Below are 18,117 nucleotides of genomic sequence, written 5' to 3' on the forward strand. Positions count from 1 at the left end.
GTATTGGCCTGCATGGCCGCGCAGCCGGCGTTGGCTGAATTGACGGTCGAGGACTTCAAACCGGATTACGCCGACGCCGAAGTCGGCGTGGCCACCGCGTTGCGCTTGCACGGCGACGATCAGGTAACCCAGAAGGCGATGTATTTCAAGGCCAACCTGGAAGACAACTGGGACGGCGGTTACTACAAGGCCAAGGGCCGGGTGCGTTACGACGCCCGCTACGACGGCAACAATCCGTACAGCGAACGGGCGCGAGACAAATACCGCTTCGACGCCGACTGGCGGCATTTGTACTGGGGCCAGTCGGTGGGCGACGGCGAGGTGACTCTCGGCTGGCAGCAAGTGGTCTGGGGCCGTGCCGATGAGTTGCGGGTGCTCGATCAGATCAACCCGCTGGACTATCGAGATGGCCTGACTCCGCTGCTGGAAGACAGCCGGATCGCGGTGCCCATGGTGCGATTTGCGCAACCCGTGGGCGAGTGGGAACTGGAGGCGCTGTGGGTCACCGATTTTGTCAAAAACCAGCCTCCGGTGGCGGGCAGCGAGTTCGACGCGCCGTTGTTTGCCGTGCCGGATCCACAGTATTTCCTGCTGGATTCCAAGCCCGGCTACGACGGTGACAAGGGCTTTTCCTATGGCTTGAGCGCCAACGGCCGGATCGGTTCGGTGGACACCAGTTTCGTCGCACTGAACGCCCGTCAACAGGACCCGGTGTACGCCGTCGAAGGCCTGGCCGATGACGGCCGCACGCGACTGGAGCGCCAGTTTCCCCGTTACACCATGGGCGGCGCGGGGCTGGCGATCGACGCCGGTCACAGCATCGTGGTGCGCAGCGAAATTGCCTGGTTCGACAACTGGCGGGTGACCAATCCGACCCGTGCCTACGGCGCCGACAGTACCTCGATGGTCAAGTCGTTGCTGGGTGTCGATTACCTGCTGCGCGACTGGCTGATTTCCCTGCAATGGCAGGAGCAGCAACTGCTCGATTGGCAGGACGGCATGTTGCAAGACAAGCGCGACCACTTGTTCACCCTGTCGGCCGAGGGCACCCATTGGCAGGACCGACTCAAGAGCCGGCTGGTGGTCGCTGCCTCGCCACCGTTCAAGGACAATGCGCTGTTGCAAGGCATCTTCACCTACAAACCGGTGGACTGGATCAAGCTCGGGCTGGAAGTGGATGTGTTCTTCGGCAAGCCCGACAAACCTTTCGGCGAGTACGACAAGCGCGATCAAGTGCGTCTGTCCGCCGGTTACCTGTTTTAACCCCATGACGCCTGCGTGCCCCTGGCGCATTGGCTCGACCATATTCATCTGACGAAAAGGGAAGTTCCCATGTTGCCGCTATTCAAAAGTCTGACCACTGCCGCACTGATCCTGAGCGGTGCTTGCGCCACCGCTGCCAATGGCAAGAATGCCGATGAAATCATCCGCCAGGTGCGTGATCGCAATGACGGTACAAGCTTCATGTCCCAGGTGTCGTTGATCCTTCACGACAAGAAGGGCAATACCCGCGTTCGCGAGTTCACCTATCTGCAAAAGGATTACCCCGACAGCGACAAATTCAGCATGTATTTCTCCGCCCCCACTGATGTGCGCGACGTGGCTTTCCACATTGAAAACCCCCACGAAACCCTGGGCCAGGAAGACAGCCAGTGGATGTACTTGCCGGTCAGCCGCCAGACGCGGCGGATCTCCACCACCGACAAACGCGGCTCGTTCATGGGCAGCGAGTACTCCTACGCCGATCTGGACAAGATCCGGGTCAAGGATTACACCCAGACGCTGGTTGGCGAAGAGCAGGTCAAGGGCCGCGACTGCTACGTGATCGAGCGTGAACCGGCGTCGCCCGAGGTGCTGGCCAAGACCGGCTACAACAAACTGAAGGTGTGGATCGACAAGCAGAATTTCCTGGTCATGCGTCAGGACTTCTTCGACGTCAAAGGCGTGCTGGTCAAGCAGATGCGCACGCAGAAAGTCGACACCATCGACTCGATCGACAGCATCGTGTTGAGCGAAACCGAACACTTCATCGACGGCACGCGCTCAGAGATGCGCTTCAACCACCTGCAATACAACGTGCAGCTGGAAGACCGTTTGTTCACCCAGACCGCCATCAAGCGCGGGCTGAAAACCGGCGACGTGCCGGACTTTGCCGTGTCTGCGCGCTAAGCGCCGACCCTGACGACCCTGGAACGCATGATCATGGAAAGATACCTGAACTTCGTCGAGCGCTATGCGCGGGCGATCGTTTTCCTGCTGGTGGCGGTCACTGCGTATTTCACCTATACGCTGGGCGCGCTGATCTCCGACACCAACCCTTACTTGCTCAAGGAAACCCATCCGGCGCGCAAGACCATCATCGATCTGCAAAGCGAATTCACCGGCACGTTCGACTCGGTGATGGTGGCGCTGAACAACCCGCAGACGGTGTTCAACAAGCCGACCCTCAACGCACTGTTTTCGATGTCGCAGTCAGTGCGCAAGATGATCCTGGCCAACGACGCCGACAAGGAGCAGTTGGCGCAAATTGTGGCGAAGTATCCGCACGACAGCCGTGCGCAGTTGTTGACGCGGGACATTCTGGAAAACGGTTTTTCCCAGAACGATTACGCCCAGGCCAAGGCCCTGCGTGATTACGCCCAGAGTCAGAACTGGGATACCCATGATCAGCTGTTCCTGACCTTTCTCGCCGAGCGGATCAACCCGATCCGCGAAATGGCTTCCATGGGCGACCTGGAAAACATCGTGCTGACCCACGATGGCGAGTTGCTGATCCACAAGACCCTCAACGCCTACGACATGGACCCGGCGTTGGTCGAGTCGCAGATCATGGGCAACGAGCTGATGGTCGACGGGGTGGTGTCCAAGGACAAGAAAGTTGCGATGCTGGTGGCCGAACTGGGCACCAAGCAAGACGATGCCCAGGCGCAACTGCGCGCCTACCAGATTGTGCGCGGCATCGTCGCGGACTATCAGGCCGCGCACCCCGAGTTCAAGGACGAGATCTTCATCGCCGGTATGCCGATCTTCATCGCGGCCCAGCAAGAAATCATCGACCATGACTTGGCGGTGCTGTTTCCGATCGTCTTTTTGCTGATCACCCTGCTGTTGATTTTCTTCTTCCGCAAACCGCTGGGTGTGCTGTTGCCGCTGTTCAACATTCTGTTCTGCACCATCTGGACATTGGGCCTGATGGCCCTGTTGCGGGTGCCGTTCGACTTGCTGACCAGCGTACTGCCGGTGTTTTTGTTCACCATTTGCTGCTCGGATGCGATCCATGTGATGGCCGAGTATTACGAGCAGAAAAATGCCGGTAAAAGCAACCGCGAAGCCAATCGCGAGACGCAACGGCTGATGGTGGTTCCGGTGGTGTTGACGACGGTGACCACGATTGCCACCTTCATGATTTCCACCACCAACAACATTGTCAGCATCCGCAATTTCGGCGTGTTCATGTCCATCGGCCTGACGGCGGCGCTGATCATTTCGCTGTTGCTGATTCCAGCCTGGATCTCGATCTGGGGCAAGGACCAGACCCCGAAAACCCTCGCTGCGGTGCACAAGGAGTCGATCATTTCGCGTTATCTGGTGGCGTTTTGCGCGCGATTGATTCAGTGGCGCAAACCGATCCTAATGGTGACGCTGCCATTGCTGGCCCTGATGTCGGTGTTTACCTTGCGCGTCGATATCGAAGACTCGGGCATCGCCTATTTCAAGCCCGAGAGCCATGTCCGCGTTTCGGACCAGTTCATCAATCACGCCAAGGTTGCGGGCACGGCGCCGGGCTGGATCGCCATCGACAGCAAGGAACCGCGCGGCGTGCTGACCACGGAAGTGGTGCAGTTCATCGACAAGCTCGACCACTTCATCAAGCAGCAACCGCATGTCAGTTACGGCTACTCCCTGGCCACTTACGTCAAGCGCATGAACCTGGTGCTCAACGACATGAACCCAGACTACTTGCGCGTGCCCCAGGCACTGGAGCAGGTCACGTCGGTCAATGACGAGGGACAAGTCGAGCGGTTCGAGGTGCCGGGCAACTCGCTGATCGAGCAACACGTGATGCTGTTCGAGAACGGCGGCGGCTCGGATCTCAACAACGTGCTCAACGCTGACTATTCCAAGGCGCTGACGCTGTACACCATGACATCGTCGGTGGCCAGCGACTATCAAGGCATGCTGGATCGGCTCGATGCCTGGTTGCTGGTGAATAAACCGGCCAACCTCGAAGTGACGCACGCCGGCACCCCGTTGATCTGGACCGGCGTGTTGCAGGAAATCACCCAGGGCCAGGTGCTGAGTTTTTCCCTGGCGTTGCTGGTCGTCACGCTGATGATGATGTATTGGCTCAAATCGGTACGACTTGGGGTTCTGGGTATGCTGACCCTGTTGACCACCTCGGTAACAGTCTACGGATTCATGTTCCTGTTCGGCATCGAGCTGAACATCGGCACGACACTGGTGACGTTCCTGGTGGTCGGCGTGGTCGATTACGCAGTGCACCTGTTGTCACGGATCAAACTGCTGGTGGAGCAAGGGATTCATGTTGATGCGGCCATTTTGCAGGCGATGCACAGCGTCGGCCGTTCGACCGTGGTCAACGTGGTGATTTTCTCCGTGGGCTTCATGGCGCTGCTGTTTTCCGACTTCAAGCCGATTGTCGATCTGGGCGCACTCGTAGCGATGGCGCTGTTTTCCAGCGGTGTCATGACCATTCTGCTGGTGACGCTGGTGTCGCCGTGGTTCTTCGCGGCGATTGTTCCGGTCGCGCCGGTGCCTGGACAAGATCGAGCAGCGGGGGAGCCAGCGTTGAGCTGATCTGATGACCGGCAACGCGGGCGCGCAAGTGACCTGCGAGCCGGGTCATCCAGCGCAGCAAAGTATTCAGTTCAGTGTATTGCTCAGGTTTTTTTCGCCATAGCGGGCGATACGCTCGAACTGACATTCTTCTCGAGCATCGTTGAGGCTGTTTTCAAACGTTTCGAGGCCGATGTGCAATTGCTGTAGAGCGCCGATCTGGGAGACCAGCTCGGCCTTTTTTTCGGCGATCGCTTTTTGTGCCATGTCCCACGGGAATTCGTCCCCGTGGTAGTTGTTCAACATCACCTGCAGCTCTTTGAGCTTGAAGCCCAGTTGCTGGGCGCACTTGATGAACGTCAACACCTCGACACTTTGCTGGCTGTAGATGCGGTATTTGCCTTCACGTTTGGGCTCGGGCAACAGGCCGATTTCTTCGTAATGGCGAATGCTTTTGACTGTGGTGCCCGACAGCTGGGCGGCTTTGCCGATATACATAAAGATCCGTCTCGATGAACAAACAGGGCGTAGCGCGACCAGACCTCATGCCTGATCGGAGCGAATAATATAGTGAATAACATTCAAAGGTTGCAGCCGCGTGTAAATGACACGCACAAGCGACGAACGACCGCTTGAAGGGGACGTGGGGAGGGGCTGACGACGAGGGCGCGCCGTCAGCAAGCAGCGAGGGGGGCGTCAGCTGCCGGCGGTGACTCGGGCCTGTTCCAGCCAGGCGTCGCGCTGGGTCGACTTGGAGCCCAGGATCGGCCCGAAGGTCAGGGTCTTCAATGGCTTGATGCCGCAGAACTCCAGGGTCGTCTTGCGCATCTGGTGCAGGCCGGGCATGCGATAGACCCATTTGTAATACCAGGGCGGCGTGTCCATGGTCACCAGCAGATGCGCGGTCCGGCCCTTGAGCAGTTTGTCGGGGAAGGCCTTGCCCTCACGATACTTGAAGGCAAAACCAGGCAGGAAAATGCGGTCGAGAAAGCCCTTCATCAAGGCCGGTATCCCGCCCCACCAGATCGGATAAACGAACGTCAGGTGTTCGGCCCAGGTTATATCGGCCTGGGCTTGCAACAAGTCTGGCTCCAGCGGCTGGATCGTGTGATAGCCCTCGTGCAAGACCGGATCGAAGTCCAGCGCATCCAGACGCAGCAGGCGCACGTCATGACCGGCATCCTTGGCGGCCTGGACGTACGTTTCGCTCAGCGCCCCGCAAAAGCTGTCGGTGGAGGGGTGACCCAGAATCACGAGCATTCGTTTGCTCATCGTGTGTACTCCTGAAATGGAGCTCGCAGCATAGAGTCTGCCCCTAACGGTAGAGTCAAGGCGTTCCCGGCGTCAGTGCCTCCAGCAAGGCCCGGGCGTAACCGGGCAGGCTGTCGAAGTCACGGGCACAGAGTTTCAGTGTGCGATTGGCCCAGTCTTCGCGAAGAGGTCGGGTCATGACCGCTTGCGCCGGCGGCCAGCGCTCGATGGCCACCCGCGGCACGATGGCCAGCCCGGCACCGCGAGCGACCATGCGAATGACCCCGTCGAAGCCGTCGGCGCGAATGCGGATCGGCATGCGCTGGCCGATGTGCAGGGCCTGTTCTTCCAGGTGGATGGCCAATGCACTGCTGGCGTCCAGGGCCACGTAGTCATGAATCAACGTGTCGGCGAAGGTCAGTGACGGCTGTTCGGCCAGGGGATGGTCCGGCGGCAGGATCAGTACCAGCGGATCGTCGCGAAACGGACGGGTCTGCAGGCCATCGGTGTCCACGGCGTCAGAGACGATGCCCAGGTCTGCCGCACTTTGGCGCAAGGCATGAGTGATGCGTGCACTGGGCAGTTCTTGTAGATCGATGTCGAGGTTGGGGTGGCTGCGAAGAAAGTCCGCGAGTAACTCTGGTAAGTACTCGGTCATCGCTGTGGTGTTACACAGCAGCCGCACCTGGCCTTTGACGCCGTTGGCGTACTCCGCCAGATCCTGCTGCATGCGTTCAGCCTGTTGCAGCAGGACGCGGGCGTGTCGCGCCAGGGCCTTGCCGGCCGGGGTCGGGCTGACGCCGCGGCGACCTCGCTGCAGAAACTCGATCCCTAATGAAGCCTCCATGGCGCGGATGCGCGCACTCGCCGCCGCCAGGGACAGATGACTACGAGCCGCGCCTGCGGTGATGTTGCCGCTGTCGAGGATGTTCAGGTAGAGGCGCAGGTCGGTCAGGTCGAAGTGCATGGTGTGTCCCGAAGGTCGAGCCTCTATCAAAACAAGAGGCTGCCTCAGTATATGGCAGATTTTCAAGCAGCCGATCCAGGCTCACCATAGCGCCATGAATACTCTCGCCGCGTTCTATCAAAACCTCGGTCTGGCCCTTTCATTGATGGTCGTCGTGACCTTTCTGCTGGCCGGCATGATCAAGGGGGTGATCGGCCTCGGACTGCCGACCATCGCGATGGGCTTGCTCGGTCTGGCTATGGCTCCGTCGCAGGCTGCCGCGCTGCTGATCATCCCCGCGACGCTCACCAATGTCTGGCAACTGGCATTTGGCGGGCATCTGCGGGGGTTGATAAAACGATTGTGGCCGATGCTGTTGGCGATCTTCATCGGCACCGGGGCCGGCACGTTGTGGATCGGCATGGCCGGTGGTCATTGGGTCGTGCGGGGAGTGGGCGCGGCGCTGTTGCTCTATGCGTTGAGCGGATTGTTTCTGCCGACCTTGCGTGTCGGCCGTCACACCGAGCGTTGGCTCGGTCCGCTGTGCGGCCTGTTGACTGGCATCATCACCTCGGCCACCGGCGTCTTCGTGATTCCCGCCGTGCCTTATCTGCAAGCCTTGGGCTTGAGCAAGGATGAGCTGGTGCAGGCGCTGGGTCTGTCGTTCACCGTCTCGACCCTGGCCTTGGCCGCCGGCCTGTTATGGCGCGACGCACTGGGCGGTGGTGAGTTAATTGCGTCGTTGCTGGCGCTGATCCCGGCGGTGCTCGGCATGTTGCTGGGGCAATGGCTGCGCCAGCGGATCAGCGCCGAGCTGTTCAAGCGTGTGTTCTTCATCGGCCTCGGCGTGCTCGGCGGCCACTTGCTGATCAGCGGGTAGCGGACGACGGGCTGAGCATGTCGATGGCGCGGATATCGAAATCCCGTTCCAGGTACTCATCGCGCTGCTCGAGGAACTGCTTCATGTGCGGCAGATTCGAGTGCACGTCGAGGTGAGCCTGGGACTGCCAGATCTCGTAGAAGATAAACAGCGTCGGGTCCTGTTTGTCGCGCAGCATGTGGTACTCGATGCAACCCGGCTCGGCGCGGCTCGCTTCAACATAAGCGCTGAAAAACGCTTCAAAGGCGTCGGATTTTTCCGGGCGAGTCTTGGCGTGCAGGATGAAACCTTGCATTTCACTCATCAGAAACTTCCTCAAGTTCAGAATCGGCGCAAGTGTATGGCAACAATCGCCTGTCGATTCGTGCGTATTGGTCAAATGAATTTTGTGAATTCAGCGCTTATTCCGCGCGAGGCAGATCGCTACGCTGCCGCCATCGAATTCCAACCTTCCGAGACTTCCCATGAAAAAAGTCCTGTTGCTCAATGGCGGCAAAAAATTTGCCCACTCCGATGGCCGCTACAACGCCACCCTGCATGAAGCTGCGCTGAGCGTGCTGGATCGCGGCGGTGTCGACGTGAAAGCCACCTTCATCGATGAGGGTTACGACGTCGCCGAAGAAGTCGCCAAATTCCTCTGGGCCGACGTGATCATTTATCAGATGCCTGGCTGGTGGATGGGCGCGCCCTGGACCGTCAAGAAGTACATCGACGAAGTCTTCACCGAAGGCCATGGCAGCCTGTACGCCAGTGACGGTCGAACGCGCTCCGACTCGTCGCAAAAGTACGGCAGCGGTGGTCTGTTGCAGGGCAAGCAATACATGTTGTCCCTGACCTGGAACGCGCCGCAGCAAGCCTTCGACGACCCGACCGATTTCTTCGAAGCCAAGGGCGTTGACGCGGTGTACTTCCCGTTCCACAAGGCCAACGAGTTCCTCGGCATGACCGGTTTGCCGACGTTCCTGGCCGTCGATGTGATGAAGCGCCCGAATGTCGAAGCCGATGTCGCACGTTATGAGCAGCATTTGACCGAGGTGTTCGGCCTGCCGGCGTAAGGTTCCTTTTGCCCCGCGTCCAGCTACTATCAAGCCAGTTTTGAATGAGGGGCATCCGTGAAAGCCAGATCCGATGAGTTGCAGATTTTCGTCTGCGTGATTGAATGCGGGTCGATTTCCGCTGCGGCCGAACAGGTCGGGCAAACGCCTTCAGCGGTCAGCCGTACGCTCTCGCGGCTGGAGGCGAAACTCGATACCACGCTGATCAACCGCACCACGCGGCGCATGGACCTGACCGAAGAGGGCAAGTACTTCTTCGAGCACGCCAAGCTGATTCTCGATCAGATGGACGAGCTCGAAGAACGCCTGACCTCACGCCAGCAAACGCCGTCCGGGCGTCTGCGGATCAACGCCGCATCGCCGTTCATGCTGCACGCCATCGTGCCGTACATCGACGAGTTCCGCCGGCTCTATCCGGACATCCAGCTGGAACTCAACAGCAACGACTTGATTATCGATTTGCTGGAGCAGAGCACCGACATCGCCATCCGCATCGGTACGCTGGCCGACTCGACTTTGCACGCTCGATCTCTGGGTTGCAGTCCTCTGCACATCGTCGCCAGCCCGGTCTATCTTGAAAAACACGGTGTACCGGCTGAAGTGGCGGATTTGTCCGGGCACACGCTGCTGGGCTTTACCCAGAACGAAGGCCTCAACCAATGGCCGCTGCGTTACGTTCACGGTGATCGCTGGCCGATTCAGGCGTCAATCAACGCCTCCAGCGGCGAGACAATCAGGCACCTGGCGCTGGAGGGACAGGGCATTGCCTGCCTGTCGCACTTCATGACGATTGATGACATCCGCGCCGGACGTTTGCAGGTGCTGCTGGCGGATTTCAACAGCGGCTATCGTCAGCCGATCAATGCTGTGTACTACCGCAACTCGCAACTCGCCCTACGGATTCAATGCTTCCTGGACTTCATCCAGGGCAAATTGGCGGCTTATGCGAACGCGGATTTCAAGGGCTGATTCGTGACCCCTGCGCAAGAGTGAATTGGGCAACGCTGTCTGTTTCCACAAGCATCGGTCCTCGATACTGGATGCATCACTTATTAATGCAGGGAGTTTCTCCATGAACGTATTCGTTACCGGCGCAGCCGGTTTTATCGGCGGCTCCATCGCCACGGGTCTGGTCCGCGCCGGCCACAAGGTCACCGGTCTGGTGCGCAGCACCGAACAAGCTAATGAATTGCGCGAACTGGGCATCACCCCGGTAATCGGTACGCTTGACGACAGCGCACTACTGGTCGAACAAGCCCGCGCTGCCGACGCCGTGATCAACGCCGCCAGCAGCGACCATCGCGGCGCGGTAGAAGCGTTGCTCGATGCACTTCGCGGTTCCAACAAAGTGTTCCTGCACACCAGCGGTTCAAGCATTGTTGGCGATGCGTCGGGCGGCAAATCCAGTGACGTTATCTATTACGAAGACAACCTGCCGGCACCTACCGTCGACAAGGCTGCGCGCGTGGCCATCGACAACCTGATCCTCGGCGCAGCAAAGGACGAGGTGAACTCGGCAGTCATCTGCAACACCCTGATCTACGGCCATAGCCTGGGCGTCAATCGCGACAGCGTGCAGCTACCGCGCTTGCTGAAACAGGCGCGTAAAAATGGAGTGGTCCGGCATGTCGGTACCGGCCAGAACATCTGGTCCAACGTGCACATCGAAGACGTGGTTTCCCTGTACCTGCTGGCGCTGACCAACAACGTACCGGGCACCTTCTACTTCGTCGAAAGCGCTGAAGCGTCGTTCATCGACATGACCACTGCGATTGCCCAGGCGTTGAATCTGGGTGAGCCACAAGACTGGCCGCTGAAAGAGGCCGAAGCCGAGTGGGGTTATGAAATGGCCAACTATGGCCTGGGCTCCAACAGCCGGGTTCGCGGAAAACATGCGCGTGAATTGCTGGGCTGGGCACCGAAGCGGACATCGGTGATTGAATGGATTCGTGACGAGATGGTGTGAGTTCGCGTTAGACCGCGTCGCTGCCTTCGCGAGCAAGCTCGCTTGTATGTTTAGACTTGAAGGGGTGGGCGGGACTAAAAGCTCGATTCTGACTCTGACCAGTACAGACCGTGGGAGACTTCTCATCCCGCCCCTTCTACCCAAAGCGCCGATAAGGAATTCATCGGTAAAACCGACGATAGAGGCAAGCCAGCGCAACGGTAGACCCCGACAAGCTCTTAAACCCTAGCTCCGAGGATTCGTCATGACAATCCTTACTTCGCAGACGGTGGTTGGCGTCGATATCGCCAAGGCCGAAATAGTTGTCTATCGCTCCGACCGGCTAACCACTGACACCATCAAGAACGATCGAACAGCCCTCAAACGCTGGCTTAAAACATTGCCCGCCCAAAGCGCTATCGCCGTTGAAGCCACCAACATCTACCACCTGGACACCGTCGAGCTGGCCCATGCGATGGGGCACCAGGTCTATGTCGTGGATGCTTATCGGGTGAGCAACTATCGCCGCGGCATCGGCCAACGAGCCAAGAACGATCCCTGCGATGCCCGTCTGCTGGCGCGTTATTTGACGAACGAACAAGACGGACTGCGGATCTGGAGCCCACCACCCAAGGCCTACACCTCGCTGAAAAGCCTGCTCCACAGACGTGCAACGCTGATCCAGAACCATGCCGGTCTGATGCTGAGCTGGGCCAATGAACCCTTGTTGAAGAAAGTACAGAGCGCCCAGCAAAAGGCCTTCAAGCAAGCGGATCAGGCCATTCAGAAACTGCTGCGCAAGGTCAGCAAAGAGGCGGGTATTGAAGAGAATATCGACCGCTGCAAAGCCATCGAAGGGGTTGGCGAACTGACTGCAACCGGGTTGGCGACGACCTTTATGCGCGGTGATTTTGCCAATAGTGATGCGTTCATCGCGTTTCTAGGGATGGACCTTACGGTCGATGACTCCGGGAAGAAGAACGGCCCCCGGCACCTGACAAAAAAAGGGGATCCGGAAGTCCGCCGGTTGGCTTACAACGCCGCAATGGCAGCCTGTCGCTCAGCTAAATGGAAACCGTTTTACGAGTCGTATTTGGCAAGAGGCTTCTCGAAAACCCAGGCCTTGGTGGCCCTTGCCCGGAAACTCTGCCGGGTGGCATTTGCCCTGATGAAAAATCAGAGCGAATACCACCCGGCCTGAGGTTGCGGGGTTGCCCTGCAACATAGAATCTCCCACATTTTGATCTGCACAGGACACAGATTTTGTGTCCGACGAAGATCCACTGTGGGAGCGAGCCTGCTCGCGATTGCGTTTTCAGCAGCCCAACAACTGGCCGGGCCGCCCTCAATTCCGTAACATCCGCCCCCTCTTTTCCCGCCTGTATTTTAGGTCAGCCATGAAACCCATACGTCTGCGCGCCGATGTCCTGGCCGGGCTCACCACGTCTTTCGCTCTTCTACCCGAATGCATCGCCTTCGCGCTGGTTGCTCACCTCAATCCATTGATGGGGCTTTACGGCGCTTTCATCATTTGCACCCTGACCGCGCTGTTCGGTGGACGGCCGGGCATGGTGTCCGGCGCCGCCGGGTCGATGGCGGTGGTGATCGTTGCGTTGGTGGTGCAGCACGGCGGGCAGTACTTGCTGGCCACCGTGTTGCTGGGTGGGTTGATCATGCTGGCGTTCGGGTTGCTGAAACTTGGCAAGCTGGTGCGCATGGTGCCGCACCCGGTGATGCTCGGCTTTGTCAACGGCCTGGCGATCATCATTGCCCTGGCGCAGCTGGAACACTTCAAGAGCGGTGACGTCTGGCTCAGCGGCACGCCGCTGTACCTGATGGCGGGGCTGGTTGCCGTGACGATGGCCATCGTTTACTTGCTGCCGCGCCTGACGCGCGCCGTGCCGCCGGCGCTGGTGGCGATTCTGAGTGTTGGTCTGGCGGTTTATCTGCTCGGTCTGCCGACCCGCACCTTGGGCGACATGGCGCACATTGCCGGCGGTTTGCCGACGTTTGCGCTGCCAGACATCCCCTGGAGCCTGGAAACCCTGTGCATCATCGCGCCCTACGCGATATTGATGGCGTTGGTCGGCTTGCTGGAAACCCTGCTGACCTTGAACCTGACCGACGAGATCACCGAGAGCCGTGGCTTCCCGGATCGTGAGTGCGTGGCGCTGGGTGCGGCCAATATGGTCTCCGGCGTATTGGGTGGCATGGGCGGCTGCGCCATGATCGGCCAGACGGTGATCAACCTCAGTTCCGGCGGTCGCGGTCGGCTGTCTGGTGTAGTGGCCGGGGTGATGATTTTGCTTTTCATATTGTTTTTGTCACCGTGGATCGAGCATATCCCGCTGGCCGCATTGGTTGGGGTGATGTTTGTGGTGTCGCAGCAGACCTTCGCCTGGGCCTCGTTGCGGGTAGTGAACAAGGTGCCGCTGAACGACGTGTTGGTGATCATCGCGGTAACGGTCATTACGGTGTTCACCGATCTGGCCACCGCCGTGCTCTGCGGGATCATCATTGCGGCGCTCAACTTTGCCTGGCAGCAGGCCCGCGAGCTCTATGCCGACAGTCATCTTGAAGTCGACGGCAGCAAGCTCTACCACCTGCATGGCACGCTGTTCTTCGCCTCGACTACGCCTTTTCTCAACCAGTTCGACCCCGCCAACGACCCACCCGTAGTGACGATCGATTGTCGCCATCTGAGCTTCGTCGACTACTCGGCGATAGCCGCGCTAAAAATGCTGCGTGAACGCTACGCCAAGGCCGGCAAGCACCTGCGTGTGCTGCACTTGTCCGAACGCTGTAAGAAGCTGCTCAAGCGCGCCCGCGTGAATCACGACTAACGCCAATCCCCGCAGGTGTAATGAAAATCCACCTGCCTGATTTTCATTACCTACGACCTCCCATACCTCTGCGCGACAACCCTTATCCCTCCACGAAAATTACTTTCACCTCGTTTGAAAATCACACCTCGAAATGTTTTATGAGTTTCACAACCCATTCGACGTGACCCTTTCGAGGAGTACCGCATGACACCGCCCTTCGGCTATTGGCTGCTGGTTTACGCCGCCATCGCCATCATCGCGCTGATCGTTCTGATCGCCCGTTACCGGCTCAATCCGTTCATTGTTATCACCTTGGTATCCATCGGCCTGGCGCTGTTGGCGGGGATGCCGCCGTCGGGAGTGGTAGGCGCGTACGAGGCGGGTGTCGGCAAGACGCTGGGCCATATCGCGCTGGTGGTCGCACTGGGCACGATGCTCGGCAAGATGATGGCCGAGTCCGGCGGTGCCGAGCAGATGGCGCGAACGTTGATCGACAGCTTCGGTGAGAAAAATGCCCACTGGGCGATGGTCTGCATCGCTTTTCTTGTTGGACTGCCGCTGTTCTTCGAGGTCGGTTTTGTACTGCTGGTGCCGATCGCTTTCACCGTGGCGCGGCGCGTGGGCGTTTCTATTCTGATGGTCGGTTTGCCAATGGTCGCCGGGCTCTCGGTGGTTCACGCCCTGGTGCCGCCACACCCGGCGGCGATGCTGGCAGTGCAGGCCTATCAGGCCTCGGTGGGGCAGACCTTGCTCTACGCGATTCTGATCGGGATTCCGACCGCGATTATCGCCGGTCCGCTGTACGCCAAGTTCATCGTGCCGCGCATTCAACTGCCGGAAGATAACCCACTGGAGCGTCAGTTCCTTGAGCGTGAACCGCGCGACCGCCTGCCGGGTTTCGGCATCACCATGGCGACTATTCTGCTGCCGGTGGTGCTGATGCTGGTCGGTGGCTGGGCCAATCTGATTTCCACGCCGGGCAGCGGTTTCAATCAGTTTCTGTTGTTCATCGGCAATTCGGTGATCGCCTTGCTGCTGGCGACCTTGCTGAGCTTCTGGACGCTTGGCCTGGCCCAAGGCTTCAACCGCGAATCGATCCTCAAATTCACCAACGAGTGCCTGGCACCGACCGCCAGCATCACCTTGCTGGTCGGCGCGGGCGGTGGCTTGAACCGGATTCTGGTGGACGCTGGCGTCACCGATCAGATCGTCAGCCTGGCCCAGGTGTTCCACCTGTCGCCGCTGTTGATGGGCTGGCTGTTTGCTGCGTTGATGCGCATCGCCACCGGTTCTGCCACGGTGGCCATGACCACCGCGTCGGGCATCGTCGCGCCGGTGGCCATTGGTCTGGGTTATCCCCATCCAGAGCTGTTGGTGCTGGCGACGGGCGCGGGGTCGGTTATCTTTTCCCACGTCAATGACGGCGGCTTCTGGTTGATCAAGGAATACTTCAACATGACCGTCGCCCAGACCTTCAAGACCTGGACGGTGCTCGAGACCATTATCTCGGTCGTCGCCTTCGGTCTGACCGTTGGCCTTTCTTACCTGCTTTAGCCGGAGCCGCCCGCCATGGACATCCTCTACCAGATCCGCGCCCGTCAGGATTCCTTCAGCGCGGGCGAAGGACGCATCGCTCGGCTGATGCTCGACGACGTAGGATTTGCCTCCGCCGCCAGCCTCGATGAACTGGCGCTGAGAGCGGAAGTCAGCACCGCCACGCTCTCGCGTTTTGCTCGCACCGTCGGCTGCCGCGATTTGCGCGATCTGCGCCTGCAACTGGCCCAGGCCAGCGGCGTCGGCAGCCGTTTTTTGGACCCGGCGGGCACGCCCGAGCAGTCGGCGTTTTACGGGCAGATCGTTGGCGATATTGAATCGACCTTGCGCCAGCATCTGTCGGCCTTCGACGAATCACGTTTTGCCGATGCGGTGAAACTGCTGGGCAAGGCGCGGATGATTCACGCCTTCGGCATGGGCGGTTGCTCGACCTTGTGCAGCGATGAACTGCAAGTGCGGCTGGTGCGATTCGGCTACCCGATTGCGGTGTGCCACGACCCGGTGATGATGCGCGTTACCGCCGCCAGCCTTGATGCGGAACGCGCAGTCATTGCCTGTTCGCTGACAGGCATCACCCCCGAACTGCTCGAGGCCGTCGAGCTGGCGCGCAGTTACGGCGCACGAATACTCGCCATCACCCGGGCCGACTCGCCACTGGCGCAATTGGCTGATGTGCTGCTGCCGCTGCAAGGCGTCGAAACCTCCTTTATCTACAAACCCACGGCTGCGCGCTACGGCATGTTGCTGGCCATCGACGTACTCGCTACCGAGCTGGCGCTGGCCAATCCTGAAGACAATCAAGAGCGTCTGCGGCGGATCAAACTCGCCCTCGACGATTACCGCGGCGGCGACGATCATTTGCCGCTGGGAGACTGACATGATGTACGACACGCTGATTCGCAACGCCCTGATTATTGACGGCAGCAACGCGCCCGGTTATCCCGCCGACGTAGCGATTCTGAACGGCCGCATCGAGCGTATCGGCGACTTGCACGATGCCAGCGCCACCGAAGAAATCGACGCCGCCGGCCGCGTGTTGGCACCAGGTTTCATCGACGTGCACACCCACGACGATACCGTGGTGATCCGCCAGCCGCAGATGCTGCCCAAGCTCAGCCAGGGCGTGACCACCGTGATTGTCGGCAACTGCGGGATCAGCGCTTCGCCGGTGAGTTTGCGCGGCGATCCTCCCGACCCGATGAACCTGCTCGGCACCGCAGCAGCGTTCGTTTATCCGAGGTTCAGCGACTACCGCGCAGCCGTCGAAGCGGCGAACACCACGCTGAACGTGGCCGCACTGGTCGGCCACACGGCGCTTCGCAGCAACCACCTCGACGACCTGTTTCGCACCGCCACACCCGATGAAATCAGCGCGATGCGCGAGCAACTGCGCGACAGTCTTGAGGCCGGTGCGTTGGGCCTGTCCACGGGGCTTGCCTATGCCAACGCCTTCTCGGCTTCCACCGACGAAGTCATGCAACTGACTGAAGAGCTGACCGCCTTCGGCGCGGTCTACACCACCCATTTGCGCAGCGAATTCGAGCCGGTGCTGGAGGCCATGGACGAGGCGTTCCAGATCGGCCGTCATGCAAAATCGCCCGTGATCATTTCCCACCTCAAATGCGCCGGCGCCGGTAACTGGGGACGCAGTCCGCAACTGCTAGCGTCCCTCGAACACGCGGCGAAAACCCACCCGGTGGGCTGCGACTGTTATCCCTACGCGGCGAGTTCATCGACGCTGGACCTCAAGCAAGTCACCGACGCTCATCGCATCACCATCACCTGGTCAACGCCGCACCCTGAAGTGGGTGGCCGTGACCTGATGGACATCGCCGCCGAGTGGGGCGTGCCGCTGCTTGACGCCGCTCGACGCCTGCAACCGGCCGGCGCGGTGTATTACGGAATGGACGAGGCGGACGTACGAAGAATCCTCGCGCATCCGCTGTCGATGGTCGGCTCTGACGGATTGCCGGAAGACCCGTTTCCCCATCCGCGCTTGTGGGGCGCATTCCCACGCGTGCTCGGACATTTCAGTCGCGATGTAGGGCTGTTTCCGCTGCACACCGCCGTACACAAGATGACCGGGTTGTCGGCGGCGCGATTTGGCTTGAAGGAGCGGGGCGAAATCCGTGAAGGACATTGGGCGGATCTGGTGTTGTTCAATCCTGTGACGATTCGCGATGTGGCGGATTTCAATGATCCGCAACGGGCGGCGGAAGGTATCGATGGGGTTTGGGTCAACGGTGTCTTGAGTTACAGCGAAGGCCAGGCAAATGGAAGAAGAGAAGGGCGGTTTCTGGCGCGGCAAGGGGACTTGCGTGACGGATTCCAGTAGACATTCCGAGTGTTGCGTCACAGTGATGGCACATTGAGACTAAAGAAAGCCATCGCCAAGCCGAAGCGCTGACATCTCGCCCAGCTACATTCTGGGCCTTATCAGTCTGGGAGCAACTCCATGAGCTTCGGCAAAACCACCCCGATCCTGCGAATTTTCGATGAAATCAAGGCCGTGGAGTTCTACGTCGACTTCCTGGGATTCAAGATCGACTGGCAGCATCGCTTCGAGCCCAACTTTCCGTTGTACCTGCAAGTTTCCCGTGGTGAGTGCGTGCTGCATCTGTCCGAACATCACGGCGACAGCACACCGGGCTCGGCGTTGCGGATCGAGACCGATGAGCTTGAGGCATTTCAGCAGCAATTGCTGGCCAAGGAATACCGCTTCGCCCACCCACAGATTCAGGCCATGCCCTGGGGGAGCCAGGACATGGCCATCAGCGATCCGTTCGGCAATCGGTTGGTGTTTACCAGTGCGATCAGTGTTTGAGCGAGGACTGTTTTGCGTTAGCGACTTCTGTGCCAAAGAC

General features: G+C 59.6%; 16 protein-coding genes and 1 pseudogene. 13 read left to right on the forward strand and 4 right to left on the reverse strand.

What is annotated here, in order from left to right; genetic code table 11:
* The first annotated feature begins 12 nt into the window (after positions 1–12).
* From QFW87_RS03590 to QFW87_RS03600, 3 genes are all read left to right on the forward strand, one after another.
* The gene (locus tag QFW87_RS03590; protein WP_283190876.1) at positions 13–1,263 is read left to right on the forward strand and encodes a DUF1302 family protein; all 1,251 of its coding nucleotides are present in this window, start codon (positions 13–15) and stop codon (positions 1,261–1,263) included.
* Positions 1,264–1,332: 69 nt separating this feature from the next.
* Positions 1,333–2,169, forward strand: coding sequence for an outer membrane lipoprotein-sorting protein (locus QFW87_RS03595; RefSeq protein ID WP_283182854.1), 837 nt, complete (start codon positions 1,333–1,335; stop codon positions 2,167–2,169).
* 33 nt (positions 2,170–2,202) lie between these two features.
* Positions 2,203–4,818, forward strand: a complete 2,616-nt coding sequence (locus QFW87_RS03600; RefSeq protein ID WP_283189833.1) for an MMPL family transporter — start codon at positions 2,203–2,205, stop codon at positions 4,816–4,818.
* A gap of 66 nt (positions 4,819–4,884) precedes the next feature.
* Here the strand turns inward: QFW87_RS03600 and QFW87_RS03605 are convergent, their stop codons facing one another.
* The 3 genes from QFW87_RS03605 to QFW87_RS03615 form a co-directional block, all read right to left on the reverse strand.
* A complete protein-coding gene (locus tag QFW87_RS03605) occupies positions 4,885–5,295 on the reverse strand; it encodes a MerR family transcriptional regulator (protein WP_283182856.1) in 411 nt (136 codons plus the stop codon).
* Between the two features lie 198 nt (positions 5,296–5,493).
* On the reverse strand, positions 5,494–6,069 hold the full coding sequence (locus QFW87_RS03610) for an NAD(P)H-dependent oxidoreductase (RefSeq protein ID WP_046045752.1): 576 nt from the start codon (positions 6,067–6,069) through the stop codon (positions 5,494–5,496).
* Positions 6,070–6,124: 55 nt separating this feature from the next.
* Positions 6,125–7,015, reverse strand: a complete 891-nt coding sequence (locus QFW87_RS03615; protein ID WP_283189834.1) for a LysR substrate-binding domain-containing protein — start codon at positions 7,013–7,015, stop codon at positions 6,125–6,127.
* 94 nt (positions 7,016–7,109) lie between these two features.
* Between QFW87_RS03615 and QFW87_RS03620 the strand changes: the two genes are divergently transcribed.
* Positions 7,110–7,874 carry a sulfite exporter TauE/SafE family protein gene (locus QFW87_RS03620; RefSeq protein WP_283189835.1) on the forward strand — a complete coding sequence of 255 codons (765 nt, stop codon included), beginning with the start codon at positions 7,110–7,112 and terminating at the stop codon, positions 7,872–7,874.
* Here the strand turns inward: QFW87_RS03620 and QFW87_RS03625 are convergent.
* Positions 7,864–8,178, reverse strand: a complete 315-nt coding sequence (locus QFW87_RS03625) for a putative quinol monooxygenase (RefSeq protein WP_283182860.1) — start codon at positions 8,176–8,178, stop codon at positions 7,864–7,866. The genes QFW87_RS03620 and QFW87_RS03625 overlap by 11 nt on opposite strands.
* 160 nt (positions 8,179–8,338) lie before the next feature.
* Between QFW87_RS03625 and QFW87_RS03630 the strand changes: the two genes are divergently transcribed.
* The 9 genes and pseudogenes from QFW87_RS03630 (at position 8,339) to QFW87_RS03670 (ending at position 18,077) form a co-directional block, all read left to right on the forward strand.
* Complete coding sequence (locus QFW87_RS03630) at positions 8,339–8,929, forward strand: NAD(P)H-dependent oxidoreductase (protein WP_283182861.1); 591 nt, start codon at positions 8,339–8,341, stop codon at positions 8,927–8,929.
* Between the two features lie 57 nt (positions 8,930–8,986).
* Positions 8,987–9,898: a LysR family transcriptional regulator gene (locus QFW87_RS03635; protein WP_283182862.1), complete on the forward strand. Its 912-nt coding sequence runs from the start codon at positions 8,987–8,989 to the stop codon at positions 9,896–9,898.
* A gap of 103 nt (positions 9,899–10,001) precedes the next feature.
* Positions 10,002–10,895 carry an NAD-dependent epimerase/dehydratase family protein gene (locus QFW87_RS03640; protein WP_283182863.1) on the forward strand — a complete coding sequence of 298 codons (894 nt, stop codon included), beginning with the start codon at positions 10,002–10,004 and terminating at the stop codon, positions 10,893–10,895.
* Positions 10,896–11,139: 244 nt separating this feature from the next.
* Positions 11,140–12,101, forward strand: a pseudogene (locus QFW87_RS03645) (IS110 family transposase).
* A gap of 170 nt (positions 12,102–12,271) precedes the next feature.
* Positions 12,272–13,717: a SulP family inorganic anion transporter gene (locus tag QFW87_RS03650; protein WP_283189836.1), complete on the forward strand. Its 1,446-nt coding sequence runs from the start codon at positions 12,272–12,274 to the stop codon at positions 13,715–13,717.
* A 186-nt stretch (positions 13,718–13,903) separates the two neighbouring features.
* The gene (locus tag QFW87_RS03655) at positions 13,904–15,253 is read left to right on the forward strand and encodes a GntP family permease (RefSeq protein WP_283189837.1); all 1,350 of its coding nucleotides are present in this window, start codon (positions 13,904–13,906) and stop codon (positions 15,251–15,253) included.
* 15 nt (positions 15,254–15,268) lie between these two features.
* Positions 15,269–16,129, forward strand: coding sequence for a MurR/RpiR family transcriptional regulator (locus QFW87_RS03660; RefSeq protein ID WP_008149080.1), 861 nt, complete (start codon positions 15,269–15,271; stop codon positions 16,127–16,129).
* 1 nt (position 16,130) lies between these two features.
* Positions 16,131–17,588 carry a D-aminoacylase gene (locus QFW87_RS03665; RefSeq protein ID WP_283182866.1) on the forward strand — a complete coding sequence of 486 codons (1,458 nt, stop codon included), beginning with the start codon at positions 16,131–16,133 and terminating at the stop codon, positions 17,586–17,588.
* 120 nt (positions 17,589–17,708) lie between these two features.
* Positions 17,709–18,077, forward strand: coding sequence for a glyoxalase superfamily protein (locus QFW87_RS03670; RefSeq protein WP_283182867.1), 369 nt, complete (start codon positions 17,709–17,711; stop codon positions 18,075–18,077).
* Positions 18,078–18,117 lie beyond the last annotated feature (40 nt).

This window comes from Pseudomonas sp. PMCC200344 (assembly GCF_030053095.1).
Taxonomy (GTDB): Bacteria; Pseudomonadota; Gammaproteobacteria; order Pseudomonadales; family Pseudomonadaceae; genus Aquipseudomonas; species Aquipseudomonas svalbardensis.